Source organism: Empedobacter sp. UBA7611 (assembly GCF_002484365.1).
Lineage (GTDB): Bacteria > Bacteroidota > Bacteroidia > Flavobacteriales > Weeksellaceae > Empedobacter > Empedobacter falsenii_B.
Genome location: NZ_DLJR01000062.1, coordinates 43,608 through 65,011 on the forward strand (window position 1 = coordinate 43,608; position 21,404 = coordinate 65,011).

19 protein-coding genes are annotated in these 21,404 nt (G+C 31.0%); 13 read left to right on the forward strand and 6 right to left on the reverse strand.

Going from position 1 to position 21,404, the window contains the following annotated elements:
- Positions 1–39: 39 nt before the first annotated feature.
- On the reverse strand, positions 40–402 hold the full coding sequence (locus tag B3R94_RS10680; RefSeq protein ID WP_291100746.1) for a hypothetical protein: 363 nt from the start codon (positions 400–402) through the stop codon (positions 40–42).
- Positions 403–522: 120 nt separating this feature from the next.
- The gene (locus B3R94_RS10685; protein WP_291100749.1) at positions 523–1,266 is read right to left on the reverse strand and encodes a hypothetical protein; all 744 of its coding nucleotides are present in this window, start codon (positions 1,264–1,266) and stop codon (positions 523–525) included.
- Between the two features lie 101 nt (positions 1,267–1,367).
- Here B3R94_RS10685 and B3R94_RS10690 point away from each other — a divergent pair, with 101 nt between their 5' ends.
- The 9 genes from B3R94_RS10690 (at position 1,368) to B3R94_RS10730 (ending at position 12,745) form a co-directional block, all read left to right on the forward strand.
- Positions 1,368–2,423 carry a FecCD family ABC transporter permease gene (locus tag B3R94_RS10690; protein WP_291100752.1) on the forward strand — a complete coding sequence of 352 codons (1,056 nt, stop codon included), beginning with the start codon at positions 1,368–1,370 and terminating at the stop codon, positions 2,421–2,423.
- The gene (locus B3R94_RS10695; RefSeq protein WP_291100754.1) at positions 2,420–3,409 is read left to right on the forward strand and encodes an ABC transporter ATP-binding protein; all 990 of its coding nucleotides are present in this window, start codon (positions 2,420–2,422) and stop codon (positions 3,407–3,409) included. Before B3R94_RS10690 ends, B3R94_RS10695 begins: the two co-directional genes overlap by 4 nt.
- Positions 3,378–4,067 carry an SDR family NAD(P)-dependent oxidoreductase gene (locus tag B3R94_RS10700; protein WP_291100756.1) on the forward strand — a complete coding sequence of 230 codons (690 nt, stop codon included), beginning with the start codon at positions 3,378–3,380 and terminating at the stop codon, positions 4,065–4,067. Before B3R94_RS10695 ends, B3R94_RS10700 begins: the two co-directional genes overlap by 32 nt.
- Before the next feature lie 120 nt (positions 4,068–4,187).
- Positions 4,188–4,877: a response regulator transcription factor gene (locus B3R94_RS10705; RefSeq protein WP_114999365.1), complete on the forward strand. Its 690-nt coding sequence runs from the start codon at positions 4,188–4,190 to the stop codon at positions 4,875–4,877.
- Complete coding sequence (locus B3R94_RS10710) at positions 4,861–6,228, forward strand: HAMP domain-containing sensor histidine kinase (protein ID WP_280051316.1); 1,368 nt, start codon at positions 4,861–4,863, stop codon at positions 6,226–6,228. The genes B3R94_RS10705 and B3R94_RS10710 overlap by 17 nt, the downstream gene beginning before the upstream one ends.
- Before the next feature lie 249 nt (positions 6,229–6,477).
- Positions 6,478–7,176, forward strand: coding sequence for an MgtC/SapB family protein (locus tag B3R94_RS10715; protein ID WP_219034440.1), 699 nt, complete (start codon positions 6,478–6,480; stop codon positions 7,174–7,176).
- A gap of 41 nt (positions 7,177–7,217) precedes the next feature.
- A complete protein-coding gene (locus B3R94_RS10720; RefSeq protein ID WP_291100759.1) occupies positions 7,218–8,348 on the forward strand; it encodes an efflux RND transporter periplasmic adaptor subunit in 1,131 nt (376 codons plus the stop codon).
- Positions 8,349–8,361: 13 nt separating this feature from the next.
- Positions 8,362–11,469, forward strand: coding sequence for an efflux RND transporter permease subunit (locus B3R94_RS10725; protein ID WP_291100762.1), 3,108 nt, complete (start codon positions 8,362–8,364; stop codon positions 11,467–11,469).
- 1 nt (position 11,470) lies between these two features.
- Complete coding sequence (locus B3R94_RS10730; protein ID WP_219034443.1) at positions 11,471–12,745, forward strand: TolC family protein; 1,275 nt, start codon at positions 11,471–11,473, stop codon at positions 12,743–12,745.
- A gap of 164 nt (positions 12,746–12,909) precedes the next feature.
- Here B3R94_RS10730 and B3R94_RS10735 read toward each other — a convergent pair whose 3' ends face one another.
- From B3R94_RS10735 to aroB, 4 genes are read right to left on the reverse strand one after another with little or no spacing between them, the layout of a single operon-like run.
- The gene (locus B3R94_RS10735) at positions 12,910–14,241 is read right to left on the reverse strand and encodes an MATE family efflux transporter (protein ID WP_291100766.1); all 1,332 of its coding nucleotides are present in this window, start codon (positions 14,239–14,241) and stop codon (positions 12,910–12,912) included.
- A 9-nt stretch (positions 14,242–14,250) separates the two neighbouring features.
- Positions 14,251–14,637, reverse strand: coding sequence for a hypothetical protein (locus tag B3R94_RS10740; protein WP_147279964.1), 387 nt, complete (start codon positions 14,635–14,637; stop codon positions 14,251–14,253).
- A gap of 46 nt (positions 14,638–14,683) precedes the next feature.
- Positions 14,684–15,220 (reverse strand): peptide-methionine (R)-S-oxide reductase MsrB, encoded by a 537-nt coding sequence (msrB, locus tag B3R94_RS10745; RefSeq protein ID WP_407933549.1) that lies wholly within the window; start codon positions 15,218–15,220, stop codon positions 14,684–14,686.
- Positions 15,208–16,260: a 3-dehydroquinate synthase gene (aroB, locus tag B3R94_RS10750; RefSeq protein WP_114999381.1), complete on the reverse strand. Its 1,053-nt coding sequence runs from the start codon at positions 16,258–16,260 to the stop codon at positions 15,208–15,210. Before aroB ends, msrB begins: the two co-directional genes overlap by 13 nt.
- A 161-nt stretch (positions 16,261–16,421) precedes the next feature.
- Here aroB and B3R94_RS10755 point away from each other — a divergent pair, with 161 nt between their 5' ends.
- From B3R94_RS10755 to serC, 4 genes are all read left to right on the forward strand, one after another.
- Positions 16,422–17,576, forward strand: a complete 1,155-nt coding sequence (locus tag B3R94_RS10755; RefSeq protein WP_038336997.1) for a GlmU family protein — start codon at positions 16,422–16,424, stop codon at positions 17,574–17,576.
- Between the two features lie 129 nt (positions 17,577–17,705).
- A complete protein-coding gene (locus B3R94_RS10760; protein WP_038336998.1) occupies positions 17,706–18,743 on the forward strand; it encodes a PLP-dependent cysteine synthase family protein in 1,038 nt (345 codons plus the stop codon).
- 93 nt (positions 18,744–18,836) lie between these two features.
- Positions 18,837–20,096, forward strand: a complete 1,260-nt coding sequence (locus B3R94_RS10765; RefSeq protein WP_038336999.1) for an aminotransferase class I/II-fold pyridoxal phosphate-dependent enzyme — start codon at positions 18,837–18,839, stop codon at positions 20,094–20,096.
- A 162-nt stretch (positions 20,097–20,258) separates the two neighbouring features.
- Complete coding sequence (gene serC, locus B3R94_RS10770; protein ID WP_038337000.1) at positions 20,259–21,329, forward strand: 3-phosphoserine/phosphohydroxythreonine transaminase; 1,071 nt, start codon at positions 20,259–20,261, stop codon at positions 21,327–21,329.
- Positions 21,330–21,404 lie beyond the last annotated feature (75 nt).

A 21,404-nucleotide genomic window follows, 5' to 3' on the forward strand; every position in this document is an offset into this window, starting at 1 on the left:
AAGTGATTGAATATTGTTGTCTAAATTAATTGTGAAAAATTAAGATATCAACGAATATTTCAATTGCTTATACAACAGATAAAAAGGTATTTTTGGTGATTGAATTTCATTTCGATCAATATCTTCTTCAATTAATGAAGAACGTGCTAACCCAATGAAATGAATCGGTGAATTTGGTAAATCGAAATTCGGAACATCAAGATTCTTTGTTGATTTTTTAATAGTTTCAAACTTAACAACAGAACATGAATTCGAATGATTTTGATTGATTTTGACTTGAGAAGTTTTTGTTTGATGAACATTTTCTACTTCCAAAATCGTATGAATAGAAGCTTTGATGCTACATGGCGTAAGTAGCACAAGAATCGAAGAGATAATTAAAATGAAACTTCTAAAATTCATGAAACGAAACTAATCATTAATTTTCAATAAAAACCAATTCACAATTAAACTTTAAGAAATTATTAGAATTTGTTATGAATTAAAAAAATAAAAGAGGCTTAAAAAAATAGCCTCTTTTATTTATTTATTGTAATAATAGTTTGTTACATCAGTATCATTTGTGTTTGAATCTTTATAGACTTCTGTACTTTTAGTAGGAAACTTTTTATCATTATATTCATAAGTATATTGATATGTTCCATTTGAAGATAAATCACTCACTTGGCTTGTTGTTATTGGATTATTTTTAGAAAAAGTTATTTCATCATTAACACTAATTTCCTTTACTCCTTTAATATTTATATAAGGATTATTGTAAGTATCGTATGTAGTAGAATAGTAACCATTAGAATATCCTGTTTTTTTAGTTAAATTACCATTTGTATAGTAGTACTCATATGTATGAGAAGAATTATCATTAAAAGTTGTTTTTTCTATTAAATGATCATCATTTATCCATTGATAGGTAGAAGTAGAAACATATTTAGTTCCAGTTTTATCCCATTCTGTTGTTTTAGATGTAGCAATTTTTCCGTTTTTGTATGTGAATTCTTTTATTAAATCTTCTTTGTTTCCATCATAAGAAATAAATTTAGAAATGTAATTACCATCGTATTGAAAAACAGTCTTTTCTACATAATTGTTTTCTTGAGGATATACTGTACTAATTTCTTTTAATTTATTTCCATCATAAGTTAATGTTGCTGTACTACTATATTTACCTTCATTGTATGTAGAAACAATCTTTATTGGTAAAATAGTTTCTGAATTGTTTTCTCCATTTCCACTACTGTCATCGTCAGAGCAACTGAAAATTGATCCCATAAAAAGGGATGCTAATAAAATTTTTTTCATAGTTATTGGTCATTTAAAGTGTTTAAATATAGTTGATTAATTTATATTTACAATAATTTGTAAACAAAAATTTGATAAACAATAATTCTGATGAAATTATTAGAATTTCTATCTTTGTCTTGATGAAAGAAAAACCACTATTTTTTGTTTTAATAATTCTAACACTTTTACTTTTTGTTTTGAGTTTAAGCGTTGGAAAACTCTCGATTTCTTTCACCGAAATTTTTAATGTATTTTCTGGTCATTCAGATGAAATGTTGCATAATCTTGTCCTTAATTTTCGTTTACCAAAATCATTAACAGCTTTATTGGTCGGAATTTCGTTACCAATTTCAGGTTTTTTGATGCAAGAATTATTCAAAAATCCGTTGGCAGAACCTTCTGTTTTGGGAATAACTTCGATGGCAAGTTTAGGCGTTGCGATTGTTATTTTTCTTTTTTCGATGATTGGTTTAGAAGAATTTCTTAACAATCCTTGGATTACAATTATAGCATCATTTTTGGGCGCAATTGTTGCCTTGTTTTTGGTGATTTCGTTATCATTTCGAGTCAAATCATCGGCATCTTTGGTGATTATCGGGTTTATGATTGCTGGTTTAGCAGGCGCATTAATTGGCATGATGCAATATTTTGCTCCTTCCGATAAAATAAAAGCGTATTTAGTTTGGGGATTCGGCTCATTGAGTGGTTTATCGTGGGAACAATTAGGCGTTTTTGGTTTATTTGTTTTGAGTGGAATTATCGTTTCATTATTTACTTTGCGAGGAATTACATCCTTATTATTAGGCGAAAAATATGCACAATCATTAGGAATTAATATCAAAAAATTACGTTTTACAATTTTAATTTCAACAGCTTTATTAACGGCATCAGCAACGGCTTTCGCAGGTCCAATTAGCTTTATAGGATTGGCAGTTCCACATATTTGCAGAACATTGTTACGAACAGGAGATATGAAAGTTTTGTACCGATGGATTTTCGTTTCAGGTATATTTTTTATGTTATTATTTTCGATTTTGACAGAAGTTTTTCCGTTCGGAACGTTACCGATTAATATCATTACCGCGTTGTTTGGAGCTCCAATTGTCATTAGTATTTTGTTGAACAATAAAAACGAAGTGCGATGAAAAATACCGTTTTGAAATTAGAAAATGTTTCGGTTGGATATGGTTCAAAAGAAATTGTTTCAACCATAAATGCGGGTATAAATTCGAATGAATTAGTTGCTGTTTTAGGTAAAAATGGTGCAGGAAAATCAACATTGATTAATTCGATTTTAGGTTTTCAGAAAACACTGAATGGAGAAATTTATTTAGAAAATCATTCAATCAAAAAATTATCTTCTCAAGAAATTGCGCAGCAAATTGCAGTCGTTTTACCACGTTTGTCAGTTGTTCCAAAAATTAAAGTTTCGGAATTGGTTGCGATGGGACGTTTGCCTTATCACAAGGTTCTGAAAAAGATTTCTATTGAAGAACAAAACTTAATTGATGAGGTTTTGGAATTGGTTGGAATTTCGAATTTAGCGAATCAATTTGCGAATGAAATCAGTGAAGGTCAATTGCAATTGGTGATGATTGCGCGTGCGTTGTGTCAAGATGCGAAATTGGTTATTTTGGATGAGCCAACTTCTAATTTAGATTTAGCGAATCAATATCGTATTTTCAATTTGTTGAATGAATTAAAATTGAAAACAGATAAATCGTTTTTGATGATCACACACGAAGTTGATTTTGCTTTAGAGAAAGCAGATAAAATTTGGTGGATTGAAAATGGAAACCTTTTCGAAAATATTCCAGAACAAATGGCTTTTGAGCATCAAATTATTCAGAAGTTATCCAATCAAAATCTGATATATGATGAAAAAAATAATCGCTTTTCGACACAAAAATCATTTTCTAAAACGATTGGTGTAAAAGGAAATTCGGAATTGGCTTTTTGGGTAAAAAATGCCTTAATTCGTAATGGAATTTCTGTTGAAAATAATGCGGAAAATCATATTGAAATCACAGAAAATAACATCATCTTTGAAGGAATAAAGTTTGAAACGATAGAAGAAATTGTAAATTTTGTACAACACTATGAAAAATATAATTGTAACGGGAGCGAGTAGAGGAATTGGTTTTGAATTGGCAAAACAACATTTGGAATTAGGAAACCGAGTGTTGACAGTCTCTCGAAATGTAGATAAATTGAAGGAATTAACGGCGTTTGCAAAAGAAAATCAATATCAGTTTATCGGTGTTGATTTGTCTAATTTTGATGAGATTTCAGAAGTTTTGAAAGCTGTGGAATCTTGGAATAAAGTAGATGTTTTGTACAATAATGCAGGAGTTTGTATCAACAAACCATTTATAGAAATGCAACAAGAGGATTTGTTAACTTCTTGGCAAATTAATTTTATGGCACCATACCGATTGATACAAGTTTTGATGCCAAAATTTGATACATCTTCTCATGTAGTTAATATTTCGACAATGGGAGCAGTACAAGGTTCAGTGAAATTTCCAGGTTTGTCTGTTTATTCGTCTTCAAAATCTGCAACGGTTAATTTGACTGAATTGTTGGCAGAAGAATTGAAAGACCACGGACCAAGAATAAATGCAGTAGCTTTGGGAGCGGTACAAACAGAAATGTTAGAAGAAGCGTTTCCGGGATATATTGCGCCTTTACAACCAGATGAAATGGCCGAATATTTGGTCGATTTTGGATTGAACGGTTGGAAATATTTTAACGGAAAAATTCAACAAGCTTCTATTTCTACGCCATAAAAAAACGTAATAAGAATCTTTAAAAAAGATATAATCTGCATAAAAAAATAAGTTTTTATGCAGATTTTTTTATTTGATATAAATGGAATATCCTTAAAACTAAAACCTTATTTTTGTAGTATGCATATTTTAGTAGTAGAAGATGATCAAAGAATGTCTGAATTAATTCGAAGAGGATTAATAGAAAATGGATTCGAAGTTACTGTAGTTTATGATGGTGAAATGGCACTTAAATTAGCTCTTCGCGAAGAGTATGATTTAATTGTATCTGACATAATTTTACCTAAATTAAGTGGATTAGATTTTTGTCAAGAAATCAAAAAACAGAAACCTTTTCTTCCTATTATTATGTTAACAGCTCTTGGAACAACAGATGATAAAGTAGAAGGATTTGATGCTGGTGCAGATGATTATATGGTGAAACCTTTTGAAATGCGAGAACTTGTTGCTAGAATAGGGGTTTTATCAAAAAGAAATTTTAATCATAATTCACAATCCTTTTTATTAAAATATGATACTTTAGAGATGAATCTTCATACTAAAATTATAAAAAGAGAAGAAAAAGAAATTGATTTAACACCTAAAGAATTTCGATTATTACAGTATATGCTAGAAAATAAAGAACGAGTTTTGTCTAGAAATGAAATTGCAGAAAATGTTTGGGACACACATTTTGATACAGGAACTAATTTTATTGATGTTTATATAAATTATTTAAGAAATAAAATTGATAAACATTTTTCTACAAAACTAATTCACACAAAAACAGGTCAGGGATTTATATTTAAAAAAGATGAAAATAAAAGTTAAACTGACGATTTTATTCACTTTGCTTACAGCTGCAATACTTTTCTTTTTTGCTTTTATTATTTATTATTCAGCTAAAAAAGATAGAGAAAAAGAGTTTTTTGAATTATTGAAAAAAGAAGCAATTACAAAATCAAATCTTTTTCTTAAAGCTAAAGTTCCTTCAGAAGTTTTACATAATATTTATCATAATAATAGACAAACAATCAATGAAGTAGAAGTTGCGGTTTATAATCAAAACAAAAAACTACTTTATCATGATGCTGTTGAAATAGATTTTGTAAAAGAAACTGACGAATTATTTGATGAAATACAACAAAAAGGATTTGTAATTTTTTATCAAGATAAATGGCAAGTGGTTGGAATGAATTATGTTGTAGATGGCAATCATTACATTGTAACAGCGGCTGCTTTAGACGAATATGGATACAGTAAAATGAACAATTTATTGAAAAACATCATACTGATTTATATTCTTTCTTTGCTATTAATTATTTTGTCTGCTTTCTTTTTTACAAATAAAGCAATCAATCCAGTAAAAGAAATAACAAATAAAGCCAAACAAATTTCTGCTTCGAATTTAGATTTGAGAATTGAATTGAAGTCAAAAGGAGATGAGTTAGCAGAATTAACAACAACAATTAATCAAATGTTGCAACGATTAGAAAACTCTTTTGATGCACAAAAAAACTTTGTTTCTAATATTGCACATGAACTTCGTACACCTTTGGCTGCAATTATAACAGAGTTAGAAATGGCTGTAGATAAAGTGCATACTAATGAAGAGTATCAACAGTTAATCCAATTTGCATTGAATGATACGAAAAGAATTGTTCGTCTTTCAAATAGTTTGCTTGATATGGCAAAAGCAAGTTATGATCCTTCGGAAATAAATTTTAAAACGATTCGGATTGATGAAATACTTTTAGATTCTGTTGCGCAAATTCAAAAAAGCAATAAAGAGTATAAAGTAGATTTAAATTTTATTAGAATACCAGAAGAAGAAAACGAAGTTGCAGTTATAGGAAATGAGTATTTATTAAAGGTTGCTTTTACTAATCTAATAGAAAATGCTTGCAAATATTCAATTAATAATAGTTGTATTGTTCAAGTTGATTTTGATGATAAAGACGTGAAAATTAATTTTATTAATAAAGGAGATAAAATTGATCAAGAAGAATTAGCATTGATTTTTAAACCTTTTTTTAGAAGTGATAAACATAAAAATATTCAAGGACAAGGAATAGGATTACCTCTGACAAAGAAAATTGTCGATTTACATGATGCTCGTTTAGAATTATATTCTGAAGAAGGAAAAGAGACTATTTTTCAGATCGTATTGAAGAAGTCATAATAAAACTTAAATCATTAAAAAAAAAATAATGGAAGCCTGCTATTTAGCAGGCTTTTTTTGTTCTAATAAAATTCTAATATTCTTCTAAAGGGTTTCTAACAGCAGTAGCTTTTGATGTATTGTAAATTTGCACCAGAAAAAAATATAATGGAAACAGATTCCCAATTTGTCAAACAATAAACCTAAGATTCATTTATAACTGCTTTTGAGATAATTGAAACTTTGGTTTGTCTTAAAAAAGGAAATAAAATGAATTTAATGAATTTTACAATGCAGCTAGGATTAGCTTTTCTATTAGGAGCTGCAATAGGTTTAGAGCGAGAATATCGTCAAAAAAGTGCTGGATTAAGAACAAATACTTTAGTATGTGTGGGTTCAGCAGCGTTTATATTAATGTCTTATTCTATCGGAGGTGATGCAGTAGGACGAATAGCTTCATATGTTATCAGCGGAATAGGTTTTTTAGGCGCTGGAGTAATCATGAAAGATGGATTAAGTGTAAGAGGATTGAATACTGCCGCTACCATTTGGTGTTCAGCAGCAATTGGGTTATTTGTCGGTTCAGGACTTTCAATAGAAGCAGTTATACTTACTTCAATTATAATGTTAGCGCATCTACTATTAAGACCAATTAGCAATCACATTTATCGTTATTCTTTCAAAAATAAAAACCACAAGGATACTGAATATTTATTGGTAATAAAATGTAGAAATGATGTAGAAAATCATTTGAGAGTATTACTAATGCGATCAATAGAGAATAATGAAAATCTTATGATGAAGTCTCTTTCAAGTGATGATGATTTAATAAATGATTCTGTAATGATTTCAGCAGAAATATCAGCTTTAAATCAACAAGATAGTCTTTTAGAAAAAATAGCAAGTCGATTAACAATTGAAAAAGATGTCCAGAAAATTCGTTGGGAAATTATAAGTAACGAAGTGTAAAAATAATAAACAGTAATAAGAATATACAGAAAAAATATCTCATGAAAATAACAAGATTAACTCATTTTATACTGCTTTTAGTAGGAAGTGCAATGTTTTTGACGAATAGTTGTAAAAATAAAACAGATCAAACTGATAATCCAGATTTTTATTGGGTAAATAATGAAATAGAATTATCAGAAAATTCTCCAATAGAATCTAAATTGAAATTAGAAACATCAAAACTTCAAACGATAGAATCGGAGTTAAGTTCGACAGGAGTTGTAAAAGCAATTCCTGAACGATTTGCTCAGGTAGCATCGCCTTTTGCAGGACGCATAGTAAAATCTTTCGTCACATTGGGACAGTATGTGAAAAAAGGCTCTCCCATTTTTGAAATAAAATCTTCAGAATATTTTTCAGCTCAGCAAGAATATTTTTCAGCTCAGCAAGAGTTAAAACAAGCAGAAATGAATTTGAAACGTCAAAAAGATTTATACAATCATGCTGTAGGTGTAAAAAGAGAATTAGAGGAGGCTGAGACAGATTACAAGTTAAAGAAAATAGCAACAGATCAAACTGCTGCATCATTGAAAGTTTTTAATTCATCTTCTAGAGTAGGAATGGGGCAATCTTTAATTGTTCGGTCTCCTATTTCTGGACGAGTTGTAAGCAGCGATTTAGTTGTTGGTCAATTCATAAAAGAAGATCATGAAGCTTTAGTTACAGTAGCAGAATTATCAAAGGTATGGATTTCGGCACAAGTAAAAGAACATAATTTAGGCTTCTTAGAAGAGTTAAAAAATATAACATTTACAGTTGATGCTTTTCCATCAAAAATATTCGAAGGAAAAGTAATTAATATAGGACAATTGCTAAATGAAGAAACGAGGAGTGTTGATGTGCTTATAGAAACGAATAATAATCAATTTGTTTTAAAACCAGGAATGTATGTTAACGTAACATTGAATAGTCTAGATAAAGAAGAGATAATCCTTCCTGCAAAAGCTGTTTTTCAAGAAAAAGAAAATCAATATGTTTTTGTGAAAATAGGTGATAGAAAATATCGAAAAGCAAAAGTAAAAGCAATTGGAACTTCAGAAAATAACGATTTTGTTCGTGTTACAGATGGTTTAAAAGTAGGAGAAAGAGTAGTGATTGAAGGAGGTATTTTTTTAATGGGAGCAAAATAAATAAGCTATTGTGATGAATAAACTAATAGAAATGGCGATTGCCAAAAAATGGTTAATGGTAGCTTTGTTTTCTTTGGCTGCATTATTTGGATATTATTCTTGGAAACAATTATCTATCGAAGCTTATCCTGATATCGCTGATGTAACTTCGCAAGTTGTAACTCAAGTTCCTGGGTTGGCTGCGGAAGAAGTAGAACAACAAATAACAATTCCAATAGAAAGAGAGCTAAATGGTTTACCAGGTATGCATGTTATGCGTAGCAAAAGTACATTTGGATTATCTATAATTACGATTGTATTTAAAGATGGAGTAGATGATTATTGGGCTCGTATGAGAATTCAAGAACGATTGAATGATATTGAGTTGCCGTATGGAGCTGAACCAGGATTAGATCCTTTAACATCTCCTATTGGAGAAGTGTTTCGTTATATTATTGAAAGTGACACAAAGAGTTTAAGAGAATTAACAGATTTACAACGCTTTGTTATTGTACCAAGAATTAATCAAGTTTCAGGAGTTGCAGAAGTAACAAATTTTGGAGGAATCACAACGCAATATCAAATAGAAATAGATCCAAATAAATTAACTCAGTATGATGTTTCGTTAAATGATATTGTAGAAACAATAGAAAAAAATAACATTAATGCAGGAGGAAGTACATTACCTCAAGGAGATATAGGATATGTGATTAGAGGAATAGGTCTTGTAAAAGATTTAGAAGATTTTGGTAAGATTGTTATTAAATCAGAAAAAGGTGTACCTGTTTTATTATCAGATATAGGCGAATTAAAATATGGAAACTTAGAGCGAAAAGGAATTTTAGGTTATAGCGATAAAAGCCGAAATCATAGTGACGGAATTGAAGGGATAGTTCTATTGTTAAAAGGAGAAGATACTTCTGTAGTTTTAGAAGGTATTCATGAAGCTGTAGATGAATTGAATAATGATTTGTTGCCAAAAGATGTAAAAATACATGCATTTTTAGATCGTACAGATTTAGTCGATACAACACTTAATACTGTTTCGTACACATTAATGGAAGGTATTTGTTTAGTCGTTATTGTACTTATTGTATTTCTTGGAAGTTGGAGAGGAGCTCTTCTAGTAGCTATAACAATTCCTATTTCATTGCTTATAGCATTTATATTAATGCATTTTACATCCATACCAGCTAATTTACTTTCGTTAGGAGCTATAGATTTCGGAATTATTGTAGATGGAGCTATTGTGATGATGGAAACCGTTTTGAAAAAAAGAGAGGAAAATCCTAAAGAAGAATTAAAGGAGAAAACTATTTCAACGGTTGCAAAGCAAGTAGCAAAACCAATATTTTTTGCAACACTAATTATTATAACAGCTTATTTACCATTGTTCGCTTTTGAAAGAGTAGAACGTAAACTTTTTACTCCGATGGCTTTTACTGTTGGTTATGCATTACTTGGAGCTTTATCAGTTGCACTTTTATTAATCCCAGGATTAGCATTTGTAATGTATAAAAAACCAAGAAAAATTTATCATAATAAATGGTTGGAAAAGCTGACGAAATCTTATTCAAAGGTTATCAAAAAAATAATTGCTAAACCCAAAAAAGTTATTCTACCATTACTTCTAATTCTTGCTAGCGCGACAGTATTATCTATTTCTGTTGGAAAAGATTTTTTACCAACATTAGACGAAGGTTCTATTTGGTTACAAGTAGAATTACCTCCAGGATTATCGGTAGAGAAGTCAAAAGAAATGAGCGATGTATTGAGAGAACATACAATGAAATATGACGAAGTTACCTATGTAATGGTTCAAGCTGGTAGAAATGATGACGGAACAGATCCATGGACAGCATCTCATTTTGAAGTTTCAATAGGACTGAAACCATATAAAGAATGGCCTAGAGGAAAAACTAAGAATGATTTGATTCGAGAATTAGAATCAGAGTATGCTAGTATGCCAGGATATACAGTTGGTTTTTCTCAACCAATGATTGATGGCGTTATGGATAAAATTTCAGGAGCACATAGTGAGTTGGCTGTAAAAATATATGGGAAAGATTTTACTGAAACACGCAAAATAACTGAGAATATCATGAAAGAATTAAAAATGGTAAAAGGTGCTGTTGATGTATCAATAGATCAAGAACCGCCTTTACCTCAACTTCAAATTCATGCTAATCGAGATAAAATTGCACAATATGGATTGAATGTTTCTGATGTTTCAGAATTAATAGAAGTCGCAATTGGAGGAAAAGCTATTTCTCAAATATTTTCAGATGATAGAGTATATGATTTTACTTGTAGATATAAAGAAGATAGTAGAAATACACCAGAAAAAATAAGACAATTAACTTTGACAAATGTAGATGGTATAAAAATACCATTAGCGCAAGTTGCCGATGTAAAACTAAATACAGGAGAAAGTACAATTACGCGTGAAATGAATAAACGTCATTTGACAATAAAACTGAATTTGAGAGACCGTGATTTAAGTTCTTTCCTAAAAGAAGCTCAAAATAAAATAGAACAAAACATTGATTATGATCATAGTCAATATCATATTAAATGGAGTGGACAGTTTGAAAATCAAGACAGAGCTTATAAAAGACTTTCAGTTATTATTCCAATTGCAATATTAGTCATGTTTATACTTTTATATGCAGCATTCGGTAAATTGAGACAAGCTTTGCTTTTAATAGGAATTATTCCTTTGGCGATATTCGGTGGAATGTTAGCTTTAAATGTAAGAGGAATGACGTTGAATGTATCTTCAGCAGTTGGTTTTATTGCATTATTCGGAGTTGCAATTCAGAATGGAGTGATTATGATTTCTCAAATCAATTTACTGAAAAATAAAGGAATGGAACTTTCTCAAGCTGTTATAGAAGGAACAAAAAATCGTTTCAGACCTGTTTTGATGACAGCCACAGTTGCGATTCTAGGATTATTACCAGCTTCATTGGCAACAGGAATAGGATCAGATGTTCAACGTCCATTAGCAACGGTTATCGTATACGGATTATTATTCTCAACAATCATTACACTTTTTGCCCTTCCAGCTTTGTATTATATGATCGAAAAGAAATGGGGAAAAGATTCAGTAGAAAAATCAGTTAATCAAAAACAAGATTAAAATGAAAAAATATTGGTTATTAGTTGTGTGTAGTTTGTTTATAGTAAATACTAAATTAATTGCTCAAACAACAAGTGAAAGCGAGTTAGATTATAAAAAATTTATAGAAACAGTTCAGGCAAATAATATTTCTTATACAGCAGAACGCTTTAATGTAGATATTGCCGAAACAGAAATTTTAAGTTCAAAAGCATTTGCGGATCCCGAGCTTCAATTTGAATATTTTGATAATGGAGAAGCCAAAAGAAAAATGGGACTTGGATATTCAGCGGAAGTTGGATGGGTTTTAGAATTAGGAGGAAAAAGAAAAGCTCGAATTAATTTAGCTAAAAGTGAATTTGAATTAACGAAATTAATTCTTTTAGATTATTTCAAAAATTTAAAAGCAGACGCAACATTAGGATTTCTTCAAACAATCTATCAGAAAGAAATGTTGAATGTAAAAGAGAATTCTTATAACATGATGAATCAGTTAGCAAATTCGGATGAAATAAGATTCAAATTAGGAGAGATTTCTGAAACTGATGCAAGACAAAGTCGATTAGAAACTCAGTCATTAAAAAATGAAATAATACAAGCAGAAACAGATTTTGCTACATCAAAAATTCGATTGTCAACTTTTATGGGAATTGATCAATATGCAGATTTATTTTCTACAGTAGGAGATTTGAAAACGTTTCAACGTGATTTTGATTTAATCAATTTGACTGAAATGGCCTTAAGTAATCGAACAGATTTATTAGTAGCCTTGCAAAGTAAAGATGTTAGTCAAAGAATGATTGATTTAGCCAAAGCAAATCGTGCAATAGATTTGGGACTGATTTTAGGATTAGAGCATTCAACAGCTGTTAGAAATTTGATAGCAGAAACTCCTCAGTTCACACAAATTAAAGGAGGAGTAAATATTCCATTGAAATTTTCGAATAAATATAATAATGAATTGAAGGTTGCTAAAATGCAATTTAAACAAGAGGAGCTAAATTATAAACAAATAGAATTAGAAATTAAATCTCAAGTAAAAGAAGCATATGAGTTGTATGAAGGTTATAAAAAACAGTTGAAACAATTTGAAATAGATATATTAAAAAACGCGAATTTAATATTAGAGGCTAAAAAATACAGTTACAAAAGAGGAAATTCGTCTTTGTTAGAGGTTCTAGATGCTCAACGTACTTATAATGAAACTCAAAATCAATATTTGGAAACTCTTTATAATTGTGCTTCAGGTCTTATTGATTTAGAAAGAGTAGTAGGAATTTGGGATATTGATTTTTAAATCTTTACTAACTCTAAAGATTTATGAATTATTTTCGTGATGATTTTTCAATTAAATGTCTAGGACATATTTCAACGGAAAAATTCAACAAGCTTCTATTTCTACGCCTTAGGAAAAAATAGAATTTAGATGAAATAGTAAAAGTCGTTTTAGTGCGACTTTTATTATTGATTTAAAACTCGTTTTCTAAAAATGTACATTAACGGAAAACTGCGTAAAAACATCCAAATTCCGAATGCAATCCAGATTCCATAAATATTTAAACCAAAGTAATCTGCAAGATAAATGGTTGGTAGAAAACCAAAAAATGTTGCGACAATTAAGTTGTTTCGCAAGAGTTTAGCATCGCCCATTCCTTTGAAAAATCCATCAAAAATATAAGCTAATGTATTGATTGGTTGCATCAATAAAACCATCCAAAATACCGAATTGAAAATGGTCAAAACATTTGGATCTTGATTGAAAATTTGCCCAATTTGATTGTAGAAAATGAAACAAATCGCAATTAAGATACACGCAATTAAAACTGAATATTTGGAAATATCTTTGCTTAAAATCCAAAGTTTAGGATAATTTCGTTCGCCATGTAATCGTCCTGCCATTGCATTTCCAGCGCCAGCATATCCATCGATAAAAAATGAAAAGAACAACCAAATATTCATCAAAATACTTTGAGCTGCGATATAATCTTTTCCATAATCGGTGGCATAAGAATTGGCAAGAAAAAATGCAACATTTAGCGAAGCTGTTCGTAAAATAAAATTGAAACTTAAGTTGATATATTTCTTAAAAAGTGGATGAATGGTTTTTCCTGGATTTAATCCAAATGAAGTTTTCGTGAAATAGTAGTAAAACGCCATAATTACCATAATCAATTGTGCAATAAGACTTGCATAGGCAGCGCCTTTGATATGATAAGCAGGAATTATTCCATTTACTCCAAAAATTAAAATATAGTCTAAAAACACATGAACAAAAGCAGCTGTTAAACTACATTTCATTGCCCAAACGGTGTTTTGCATTCCTCTAAATGCTCCAAAAAGAGTGAGCGAAATAAGTGTTAATGGAAAACCAAATGCTCTGATTTTGTAATAATCGACCGAAAATTGAAGAACCAAATCTTTTGCATTGTATAGTTCGAATAGATTTTGTGCAAAAAAATACGTTGGGACAAAAATAAGTAAACTCAAAAATAGATTGAAATACAACGCTTGCGGAACTAAAGTTTTGAGACTTTCCAATTTATTTGCTCCAAAACTTTGCGAAACCAAAGACGAAATAGAAGTTTTGGTTTGGGCAACTATCCAAATAATTCCTGAAAGAAAAGAACCAACTAAACCAGTCGCAGCAAGTGCTTCGACCGAATATTCTTTTACATTACCTACCATAGCAATATCGGTTAAGGTAATAAGAGATTCGGCAATCCCTGAAAAAATCGCAGGAATCGCTAATTGATTAATTTGTTTGAACATAATTCTATCCGAAACCAAACTCATTTCGAACAATTATTTTTTTACGCGTTTGTATGGTGGTTTGTTTTTGATGATTTGACTCAACATAAATAAGGTAGTTCCCACCAATGTGAAATAACCCAAAAGTGGTAAGCCTGGAATATGATAATCGTTGTATTTGAACATGAAAATACACGCTAAATATCCAGCGAAAATCAAATAATAGATTACTTTTTTGAATGATCCGTATGTAAATTTTCCTCGAATATATTCAATCAAATTCAATAGAATTAAGAAGAAATAAAAACCGAAAAAGATGTAGCGCAATGGATTAATCGGACGATCGGTTGTTCTTATATTCACCATTAAATTGTAATTGTAAACACCGTTATAAATTAATAACAATAAGATAAGAACGATAATTATACGAAGTATTTTCATAAAGTATTTTTGCATTAAAAAAAGCTGTCGAAACAGCTTTTTGATTTTATTTTACAGGTTTGAAATCTAACGAAAGCGAATTCACACAATAACGTAAACCAGTTTCTGTAGGTCCGTCATCAAAAACGTGTCCTAAATGGCTTCCACAATTTCCGCAAAGAATTTCTGTTCTCTTCATTCCGTGCGAAGTGTCTACGCGTTCTACAATTTTACCTTCTTTTATTTCTTTGTCAAAACTTGGCCAACCACAATGTCCATCAAACTTAGAAGAAGAAGAAAACAATTCTTCTCCACACGCATTACATGTATAAATTCCGTTTTCGAAATGCATGTTGAATTTTCCTGTAAAAGGACGTTCTGTTCCAGCTTCTCTTAAAACATAATATTCTTCAGAAGAAAGTTCTTTTTTCCATTCTTCGTTTGACTTATTGATATTGAATTGAGGTTTTTCGTTCATCGTAACAGTGTTTGAAGGTTGTTCTACTTTAGCATCTTCTTTCTTGTGTTGAGATGTACAAGCAGCCATAAGGCTCATTATTAATCCAACAACAAAAAAAGAAGTATTTTTTTTTAGGCAATCCATTGATTATATTTTTCAAAAGCTTGTCTGATTTCTTCTTCAGTACAAACTACATCATAACGACAATTTCCAATCTTGTTGATCAAACTAAAGTTGATTGAATTGTTTTGATTTTTTTTGTCGTGTTTCATCCATTCCATTAAGTTCGGAAAAATTTTCATATCAATTGTATTTAATGCATACATTGACGAAAAACTTTCGCAAACCTCTTCCACATCAGCTTTAGAAATTAATTCTTGATCATAACTAAGGAATGTCTCAATAATCATTCCGATTACAATTGCTTCTCCATGTAAAAGCGGAAAATCAGTTTCTAAGGATTCACTTTCTATAGCATGACCTATTGTATGACCAAAATTTAAAATTTTGCGTTCACCTTTTTCATATGGATCATTGTCAACCACATTTTCTTTGATATGAATAGAATCCATGATAAAAGGAGCTAAAGATTCGGCATCGTGCGAAGGTAATTGCACCAAATTATCCCAATGATCACGGTTCTTGATTAAACCATGTTTTAACATTTCGGCTAAGCCAGATTTTACTTGACGTTGCTCTAATGTCAACAAAAATTTAGGATCAACTAACACCATTTCCGGCTGTGTAAATGTCCCAATCATGTTTTTCATTCCTTCCAAATCAATTCCATTTTTTCCACCAGCAGAAGCATCAACTTGCGATAATAACGTAGTTGGAATGTTAATAAATTTGATTCCACGCTTGAAAGTAGAAGCCATAAAACCTCCCATATCCGTTAAAACTCCACCACCAACATTGATAACTAATGAATGACGATCTGCACCCAACTCGCTTAATGCTAACCAAAGATTAGTTACAGTATCGATGTTTTTATTTTCTTCTCCAGAGTCAATTTCAAGGATTTCGTAAGCAGAAATATTGTCCAAATCGGCTAATAATAGCGGTAAACAATGCACATGAGTGTTCTCATCTACCAAAAAGAAGATAGAAGAAAAAGTGTTATTTGCAAGGTAATCGTCTAATATATATGCGATTGAACCAAAATGAATCGGAGCTGATTTCAAAATGAAAAATGTTTTTAAAATGTGCCTAAAATTACGACGACCTTTTTACATCAACCAAATATTTTGAATGATTTATTTTAGGAGGGCTGTCGATAGAATCTATATTGATATTATCGACTTATAAAATAATTATTTTTAAATTTGCACAAATTCATAGATCAATGAACATAGTTCTTTTTGATGGCGAAGAATGGGAAGATTTTTTGCCCCTAACATTTACAAGACCTGTAGCTGCCCTAAGAATGGGGATATTGAGTTTTGCAGAACGTTGGGAAAAAATACTAAATACAGAGGTTTCTTATCAAACGAAACCTTATTTGCAAGAAAAATTTCCTGCTAAACTTCAAACAGAAAATACATTTATCAACCCAACTTTTTTTCCGAATGAAAAATTAATTGAAGCGATAAAGAATTTAAAACCAAACCAAACCCTAATTTTTGACAATCAACTTGTAGCAGTTAAATCAACTGAAGAAACTCCAAAAATCACATCAGATATTATTCAATTTGAAGATGAAGTAATTCATCTACAACATTCTTGGGATCTGTTTACTTACAATTTCCAGGCAATTGAATTTGATTTTGATTTGGTGACAAAAGGAAGAACTTCTCAATCAATATCTACAACCAACCAAGTTTTAGCTCCTGAAAAAATATTTATTGAAGAAGGTGCGAAAGTTGAATTTTCTATTTTGAATGCATCAGAAGGTCCAATTTATATTGGAAAAGATGCCGAAATTATGGAAGGTTCTATGATTCGTGGCGGATTAGCTTTATGCGAGCATGCAAAAATAAATATGGGTGCCAAAATATATGCTGGTTGTACGATTGGTCCTTTTTGTAAAGTTGGTGGTGAATTAAATAATTCAATCCTAATAGCATATTCAAATAAAGGACATGATGGGTTTTTAGGGAATTCTGTAATTGGAGAATGGTGCAATTTAGGCGCGGATACAAATAACTCAAACTTGAAAAATAATTATGCAGAAGTAAAGTTATGGAGTTATAACCAAAAAAGATTTGTAAAAACAGGTTTGCAATTTTGTGGTTTAATAATGGGCGATTATGCTAAATCTGCAATCAATACACAATTTAATACTGGTACAGTTGTTGGAGTTTGTGCGAACGTTTTTCAATCAGGTTTTCCACCAAATATGATTAAACATTATAGTTGGGGTGGACAATCAGACGCTCCTGTTTTTAATTTTGATAAAGCTTGTGAAGCTGCAGAAAAAATGATGGAAAGAAGAAAAATTGCTTTTACACTTGCTGATAAAAGAATTTTAGAACATATTTTTAATTTAAATAATAACTAATTTAATAACGAGTAAATCATAAGAATTTAAGTTTAAAATTGTAATATGATTAATTTTACGTGTTAATCTTTTAACAATTAATTAAAAAATCCTTAATTTTGCTTTTTGTTAGAAAAGAATATTTGTGAAATGACTGGTAAATATAAAAACGTTTTAGAGTTAATTGGAGATACTCCATTAGTTCAGTTAAACAGAATTAACCAAGACATTCCAGGCGAAGTTTATGCAAAGTTAGAATGTTACAATCCTGGACATTCAACAAAAGACAGAATAGCTTTACATATTATAGAAGAGGCTGAAAAAAATGGTCTATTAAAACCTGGTGCTACGATTGTAGAAACAACTTCAGGTAACACTGGATTTGCTGTAGCTATGGTGGCTATCGTAAAAGGGTACAAATGTATCTTAGCGGTATCGGATAAAACAAAGGCAGAAAAGATTTCATTCTTGAAAGCGATGGGAGCAAAAGTATTTTTGTGCCCTGCGAATGTACCTGCTGATGATCCAAGATCATATTACGAAGTAGCAAAACGTATTGCTGCGGAAACGCCAAATTCTCTTTATATTAATCAATATTTTAATCAAGGGAATACAGAAGCTCACTATTTAACAACAGGTCCTGAAATCTGGAATCAAACAGAGGGTAAAATTACTCACCTAATCGGTTGTACAGGTACAGGAGGAACTTTGACAGGTAGTGCACGTTATATAAAAGAGCAAAACCCAGATGTGAAAATCATCGGAGTTGATGCTTATGGATCAATATTGAAAGGTTATCACGAAACTGGAAAAATTGATCAAAATGATATCTATCCTTACAGAATTGAAGGAATGGGGAAAAATTTAGTTCCTGGAGCTTTAGATTTTGAAATGGTTGATTCTTTTATCAAAGTAACTGACGAAGAAGCTGCTTATCGCACAAGAGAAATTGCTTTGAAAGAAGGAATTATGGCAGGTTATACTTCTGGTGCTGCAACACAAGCATATAAACAATTAGCTGAAGCTGGAGAATTTGACGAAAATTCTTTGGTTGTAATTTTGTACCCAGACCACGGATCACGCTATATGACAAAAGTCTTTAGTGATGATTGGATGGCGGAGCAAGGTTTTACAAATAGTAGACTCAATGGTTTAGAAGCTCGTGCAACAGTCGAAAGAATCAAATAATACGTATATTTGTAAAAATTAAATACTTAAAGTAGGTAGTGTTCGTTCACTTTCTACTTTTTTTCAATTAATAAAAAATTAAACTATAATAAAATGGACATTTTTGAACGTTTAAAACAGAACCCTGGACCATTAGGTCAATTCGCTGATTATGGTGAAGGTTATTATGTTTTTCCACAGTTAAAAGGAGAAATTGGACCCGTAATGGAATTCCAAGGTAAAAAAGTAATTACTTGGTCAATCAATAACTATTTAGGTTTAGCTAACCATCCAGAAGTTCGTAAAGCTGATGCTGATGCGGCAGCTGAATATGGTATGGCTTATCCAATGGGAGCTCGCGCAATGTCTGGACAAACAGATTTTCACGCACAATTAGAGCAAGAATTGGCTGATTTTGTTCAAAAAGAGTCTGCTTATTTAATGAATTTTGGATACCAAGGAATGGTATCTACAATTGATGCTTTAGTGTCTAAAAATGATGTAATCGTTTATGATGCTGAATGTCATGCTTGTATCGTGGATGGTGTTCGTTTACACTTTGGTAAACGTTTTATTTATCAACACAATAACATCGAAAGTTTCGAAAAAACAATTATTCGTGCACGTAAATTAGCCGACAAACAAGGAGGAGGAATTTTAGTGATTACAGAAGGTGTTTTCGGAATGACAGGTAAGCAAGGTATTTTAAAAGAAATTGCTGCTTACAAAGACGAATACAAATTCCGTTTATTAGTTGATGATGCACATGGTTTTGGTACTTTAGGTAAAACTGGAGCTGGAGCTGGAGAAGAGCAAGGTTGTCAAGATGCAATTGATATCTATTTCTCTACTTTCGCAAAATCTATGGCTGGTTTTGGAGCTTTTATCGCTGGAAATAAAGATATTATCCGTATTTTAAAATATAACTTACGTTCTCAAATCTTTGCAAAATCATTGACAATGCCAATGGTAATCGGAGGTTTAAAACGTCTTGAATTATTACGTTCTCAACCTGAGCTTAAAGACAAGTTATGGCACAATGTAGAAAAAATTCAGAAAGGTTTACAAGAAAGAGGGTTTGATATTGGAGGTTCTAACACATGTGTTACGCCAATCGTATTGAATGGTTCTCCTATCGAAGCGACTGTATTGGCAAAAGAAATGCGCGAAGAATATGGTATTTTCGTTTCTGTAGTAGTTTATCCAGTTATTCCAAAAGGAATGATTATTTTCCGTATTATTCCAACTGCTGCTCACGAAGACGAACACATCGAATATACGTTAAACTCATTTGCTGAGATTAAAGATAAATTAGCTGACGGATATTACAAACGCAAAGCAGAAGAATTGAATGTTGATTTTGTTCAATACTAAAATAAATATTCAATCAAATAATAGAAAAACCCTAAACTGAATTAGTTTAGGGTTTTTTGTTTGTATTCTGTTCAAAAGTAAAGTAATTATTCACTTTTTTCCATATTTGATTTACTATATTTGTTTACAAATTAGACACACAAACACACAACAATTTTAATTATGAAAATTCACAATTTTAGTGCAGGACCATGCATTTTACCACAAGTTGTTTTCGACAAAATGGCTCAAGCTTGTTTAGATTTCAACAATTCAGGAACATCAATCTTAGAAATTTCTCACCGTCGAAAAGATGCGGTAGAAGTAATTGATACAGCAAGAGCGTTGGTAAAAGAATTGATGAATGTTCCAGAAACACATGACGTAGTTTTTATGCAAGGTGGAGCTTCATTGCAATTTCCTACTGTAGCTTACAATTTATTGAAAGAAGGCGGAAAAGCAGCTTATACACAAACAGGAAAATGGGCAGAAAATGCTATCAAAGAAGCGAAGCGTTTCGGAGAAATCGAAGTTATTGCTTCTTCAAAAGATCAAAATTATAGTTATATTCCAAAAGGATATACTGTTCCTTCAGATGTTGATTATTTCCACTGCACATCAAATAATACCATTTTTGGAACACAAATGAAAGAGTTTCCAAATTCTCCAGTTCCAATAGTTTGTGATATGTCTTCGGATATTTTATCTCGCACAATTGATGTTTCTAAATTTGGTGTAATCTATGCTGGAGCCCAAAAAAATATGGGACCTGCAGGTTCTGCTGTTGCAATCGTTCAAAAAGATTTATTAGGTAAAACGGGACGTAATATTCCCGATTATTTAAACTACGAAACACATATCAAAAAAGAATCATCGTTTAATACGTGGCCAGTAATTGCAATTTACGGTGTCATGTTAAATTTACAATGGTTAAAAGAGCAAGGTGGAGTAGAAGCGATTGCAAAAATTAATACTGCAAAAGCAGATGCAATGTATGCTGAAATTGATCGTAACGGATTATTTACAGGAACTGCTGCAACAGAAGATCGTTCTCAAATGAATGCCACTTTTGTCTTAAATAACGAAGATTTCAAAGCTGATTTTGATGCAATGTTAAAAGAAGCTGGAGTTGTTTCTTTGGCTGGTCACCGTGATGTTGGTGGATACCGTGCGTCTATGTACAATGCTTTACCATTAGAATCTGTTCAAGTTTTGGTAGAAGTAATGAAACAATTTGAACAAAAATTTGGTTAATCAGCAGACATTAGATGCTAGATATTAGTATTGAGAAATATATTATCTAACATCTAAAATCTCACATCTTAATTC

Coding starts and splice junctions, on each gene's coding strand:
- B3R94_RS10760 (WP_038336998.1), top strand. CDS start 17,706: ATGACTGGTAAATATAAAAACGTTTTAGAGTTAATTGGAGATACTCCA.
- B3R94_RS10705 (WP_114999365.1), top strand. CDS start 4,188: ATGCATATTTTAGTAGTAGAAGATGATCAAAGAATGTCTGAATTAATT.
- msrB (WP_407933549.1), bottom strand. CDS start 15,220: ATGGATTGCCTAAAAAAAAATACTTCTTTTTTTGTTGTTGGATTAATA.
- B3R94_RS10735 (WP_291100766.1), bottom strand. CDS start 14,241: ATGAGTTTGGTTTCGGATAGAATTATGTTCAAACAAATTAATCAATTA.
- B3R94_RS10730 (WP_219034443.1), top strand. CDS start 11,471: ATGAAAAAATATTGGTTATTAGTTGTGTGTAGTTTGTTTATAGTAAAT.
- B3R94_RS10715 (WP_219034440.1), top strand. CDS start 6,478: ATGAATTTAATGAATTTTACAATGCAGCTAGGATTAGCTTTTCTATTA.
- B3R94_RS10725 (WP_291100762.1), top strand. CDS start 8,362: ATGAATAAACTAATAGAAATGGCGATTGCCAAAAAATGGTTAATGGTA.
- B3R94_RS10740 (WP_147279964.1), bottom strand. CDS start 14,637: ATGAAAATACTTCGTATAATTATCGTTCTTATCTTATTGTTATTAATT.
- B3R94_RS10700 (WP_291100756.1), top strand. CDS start 3,378: ATGAAAAATATAATTGTAACGGGAGCGAGTAGAGGAATTGGTTTTGAA.
- serC (WP_038337000.1), top strand. CDS start 20,259: ATGAAAATTCACAATTTTAGTGCAGGACCATGCATTTTACCACAAGTT.
- B3R94_RS10680 (WP_291100746.1), bottom strand. CDS start 402: ATGAATTTTAGAAGTTTCATTTTAATTATCTCTTCGATTCTTGTGCTA.
- B3R94_RS10710 (WP_280051316.1), top strand. CDS start 4,861: ATGAAAATAAAAGTTAAACTGACGATTTTATTCACTTTGCTTACAGCT.
- B3R94_RS10685 (WP_291100749.1), bottom strand. CDS start 1,266: ATGGGATCAATTTTCAGTTGCTCTGACGATGACAGTAGTGGAAATGGA.
- B3R94_RS10765 (WP_038336999.1), top strand. CDS start 18,837: ATGGACATTTTTGAACGTTTAAAACAGAACCCTGGACCATTAGGTCAA.
- B3R94_RS10695 (WP_291100754.1), top strand. CDS start 2,420: ATGAAAAATACCGTTTTGAAATTAGAAAATGTTTCGGTTGGATATGGT.
- B3R94_RS10755 (WP_038336997.1), top strand. CDS start 16,422: ATGAACATAGTTCTTTTTGATGGCGAAGAATGGGAAGATTTTTTGCCC.
- B3R94_RS10720 (WP_291100759.1), top strand. CDS start 7,218: ATGAAAATAACAAGATTAACTCATTTTATACTGCTTTTAGTAGGAAGT.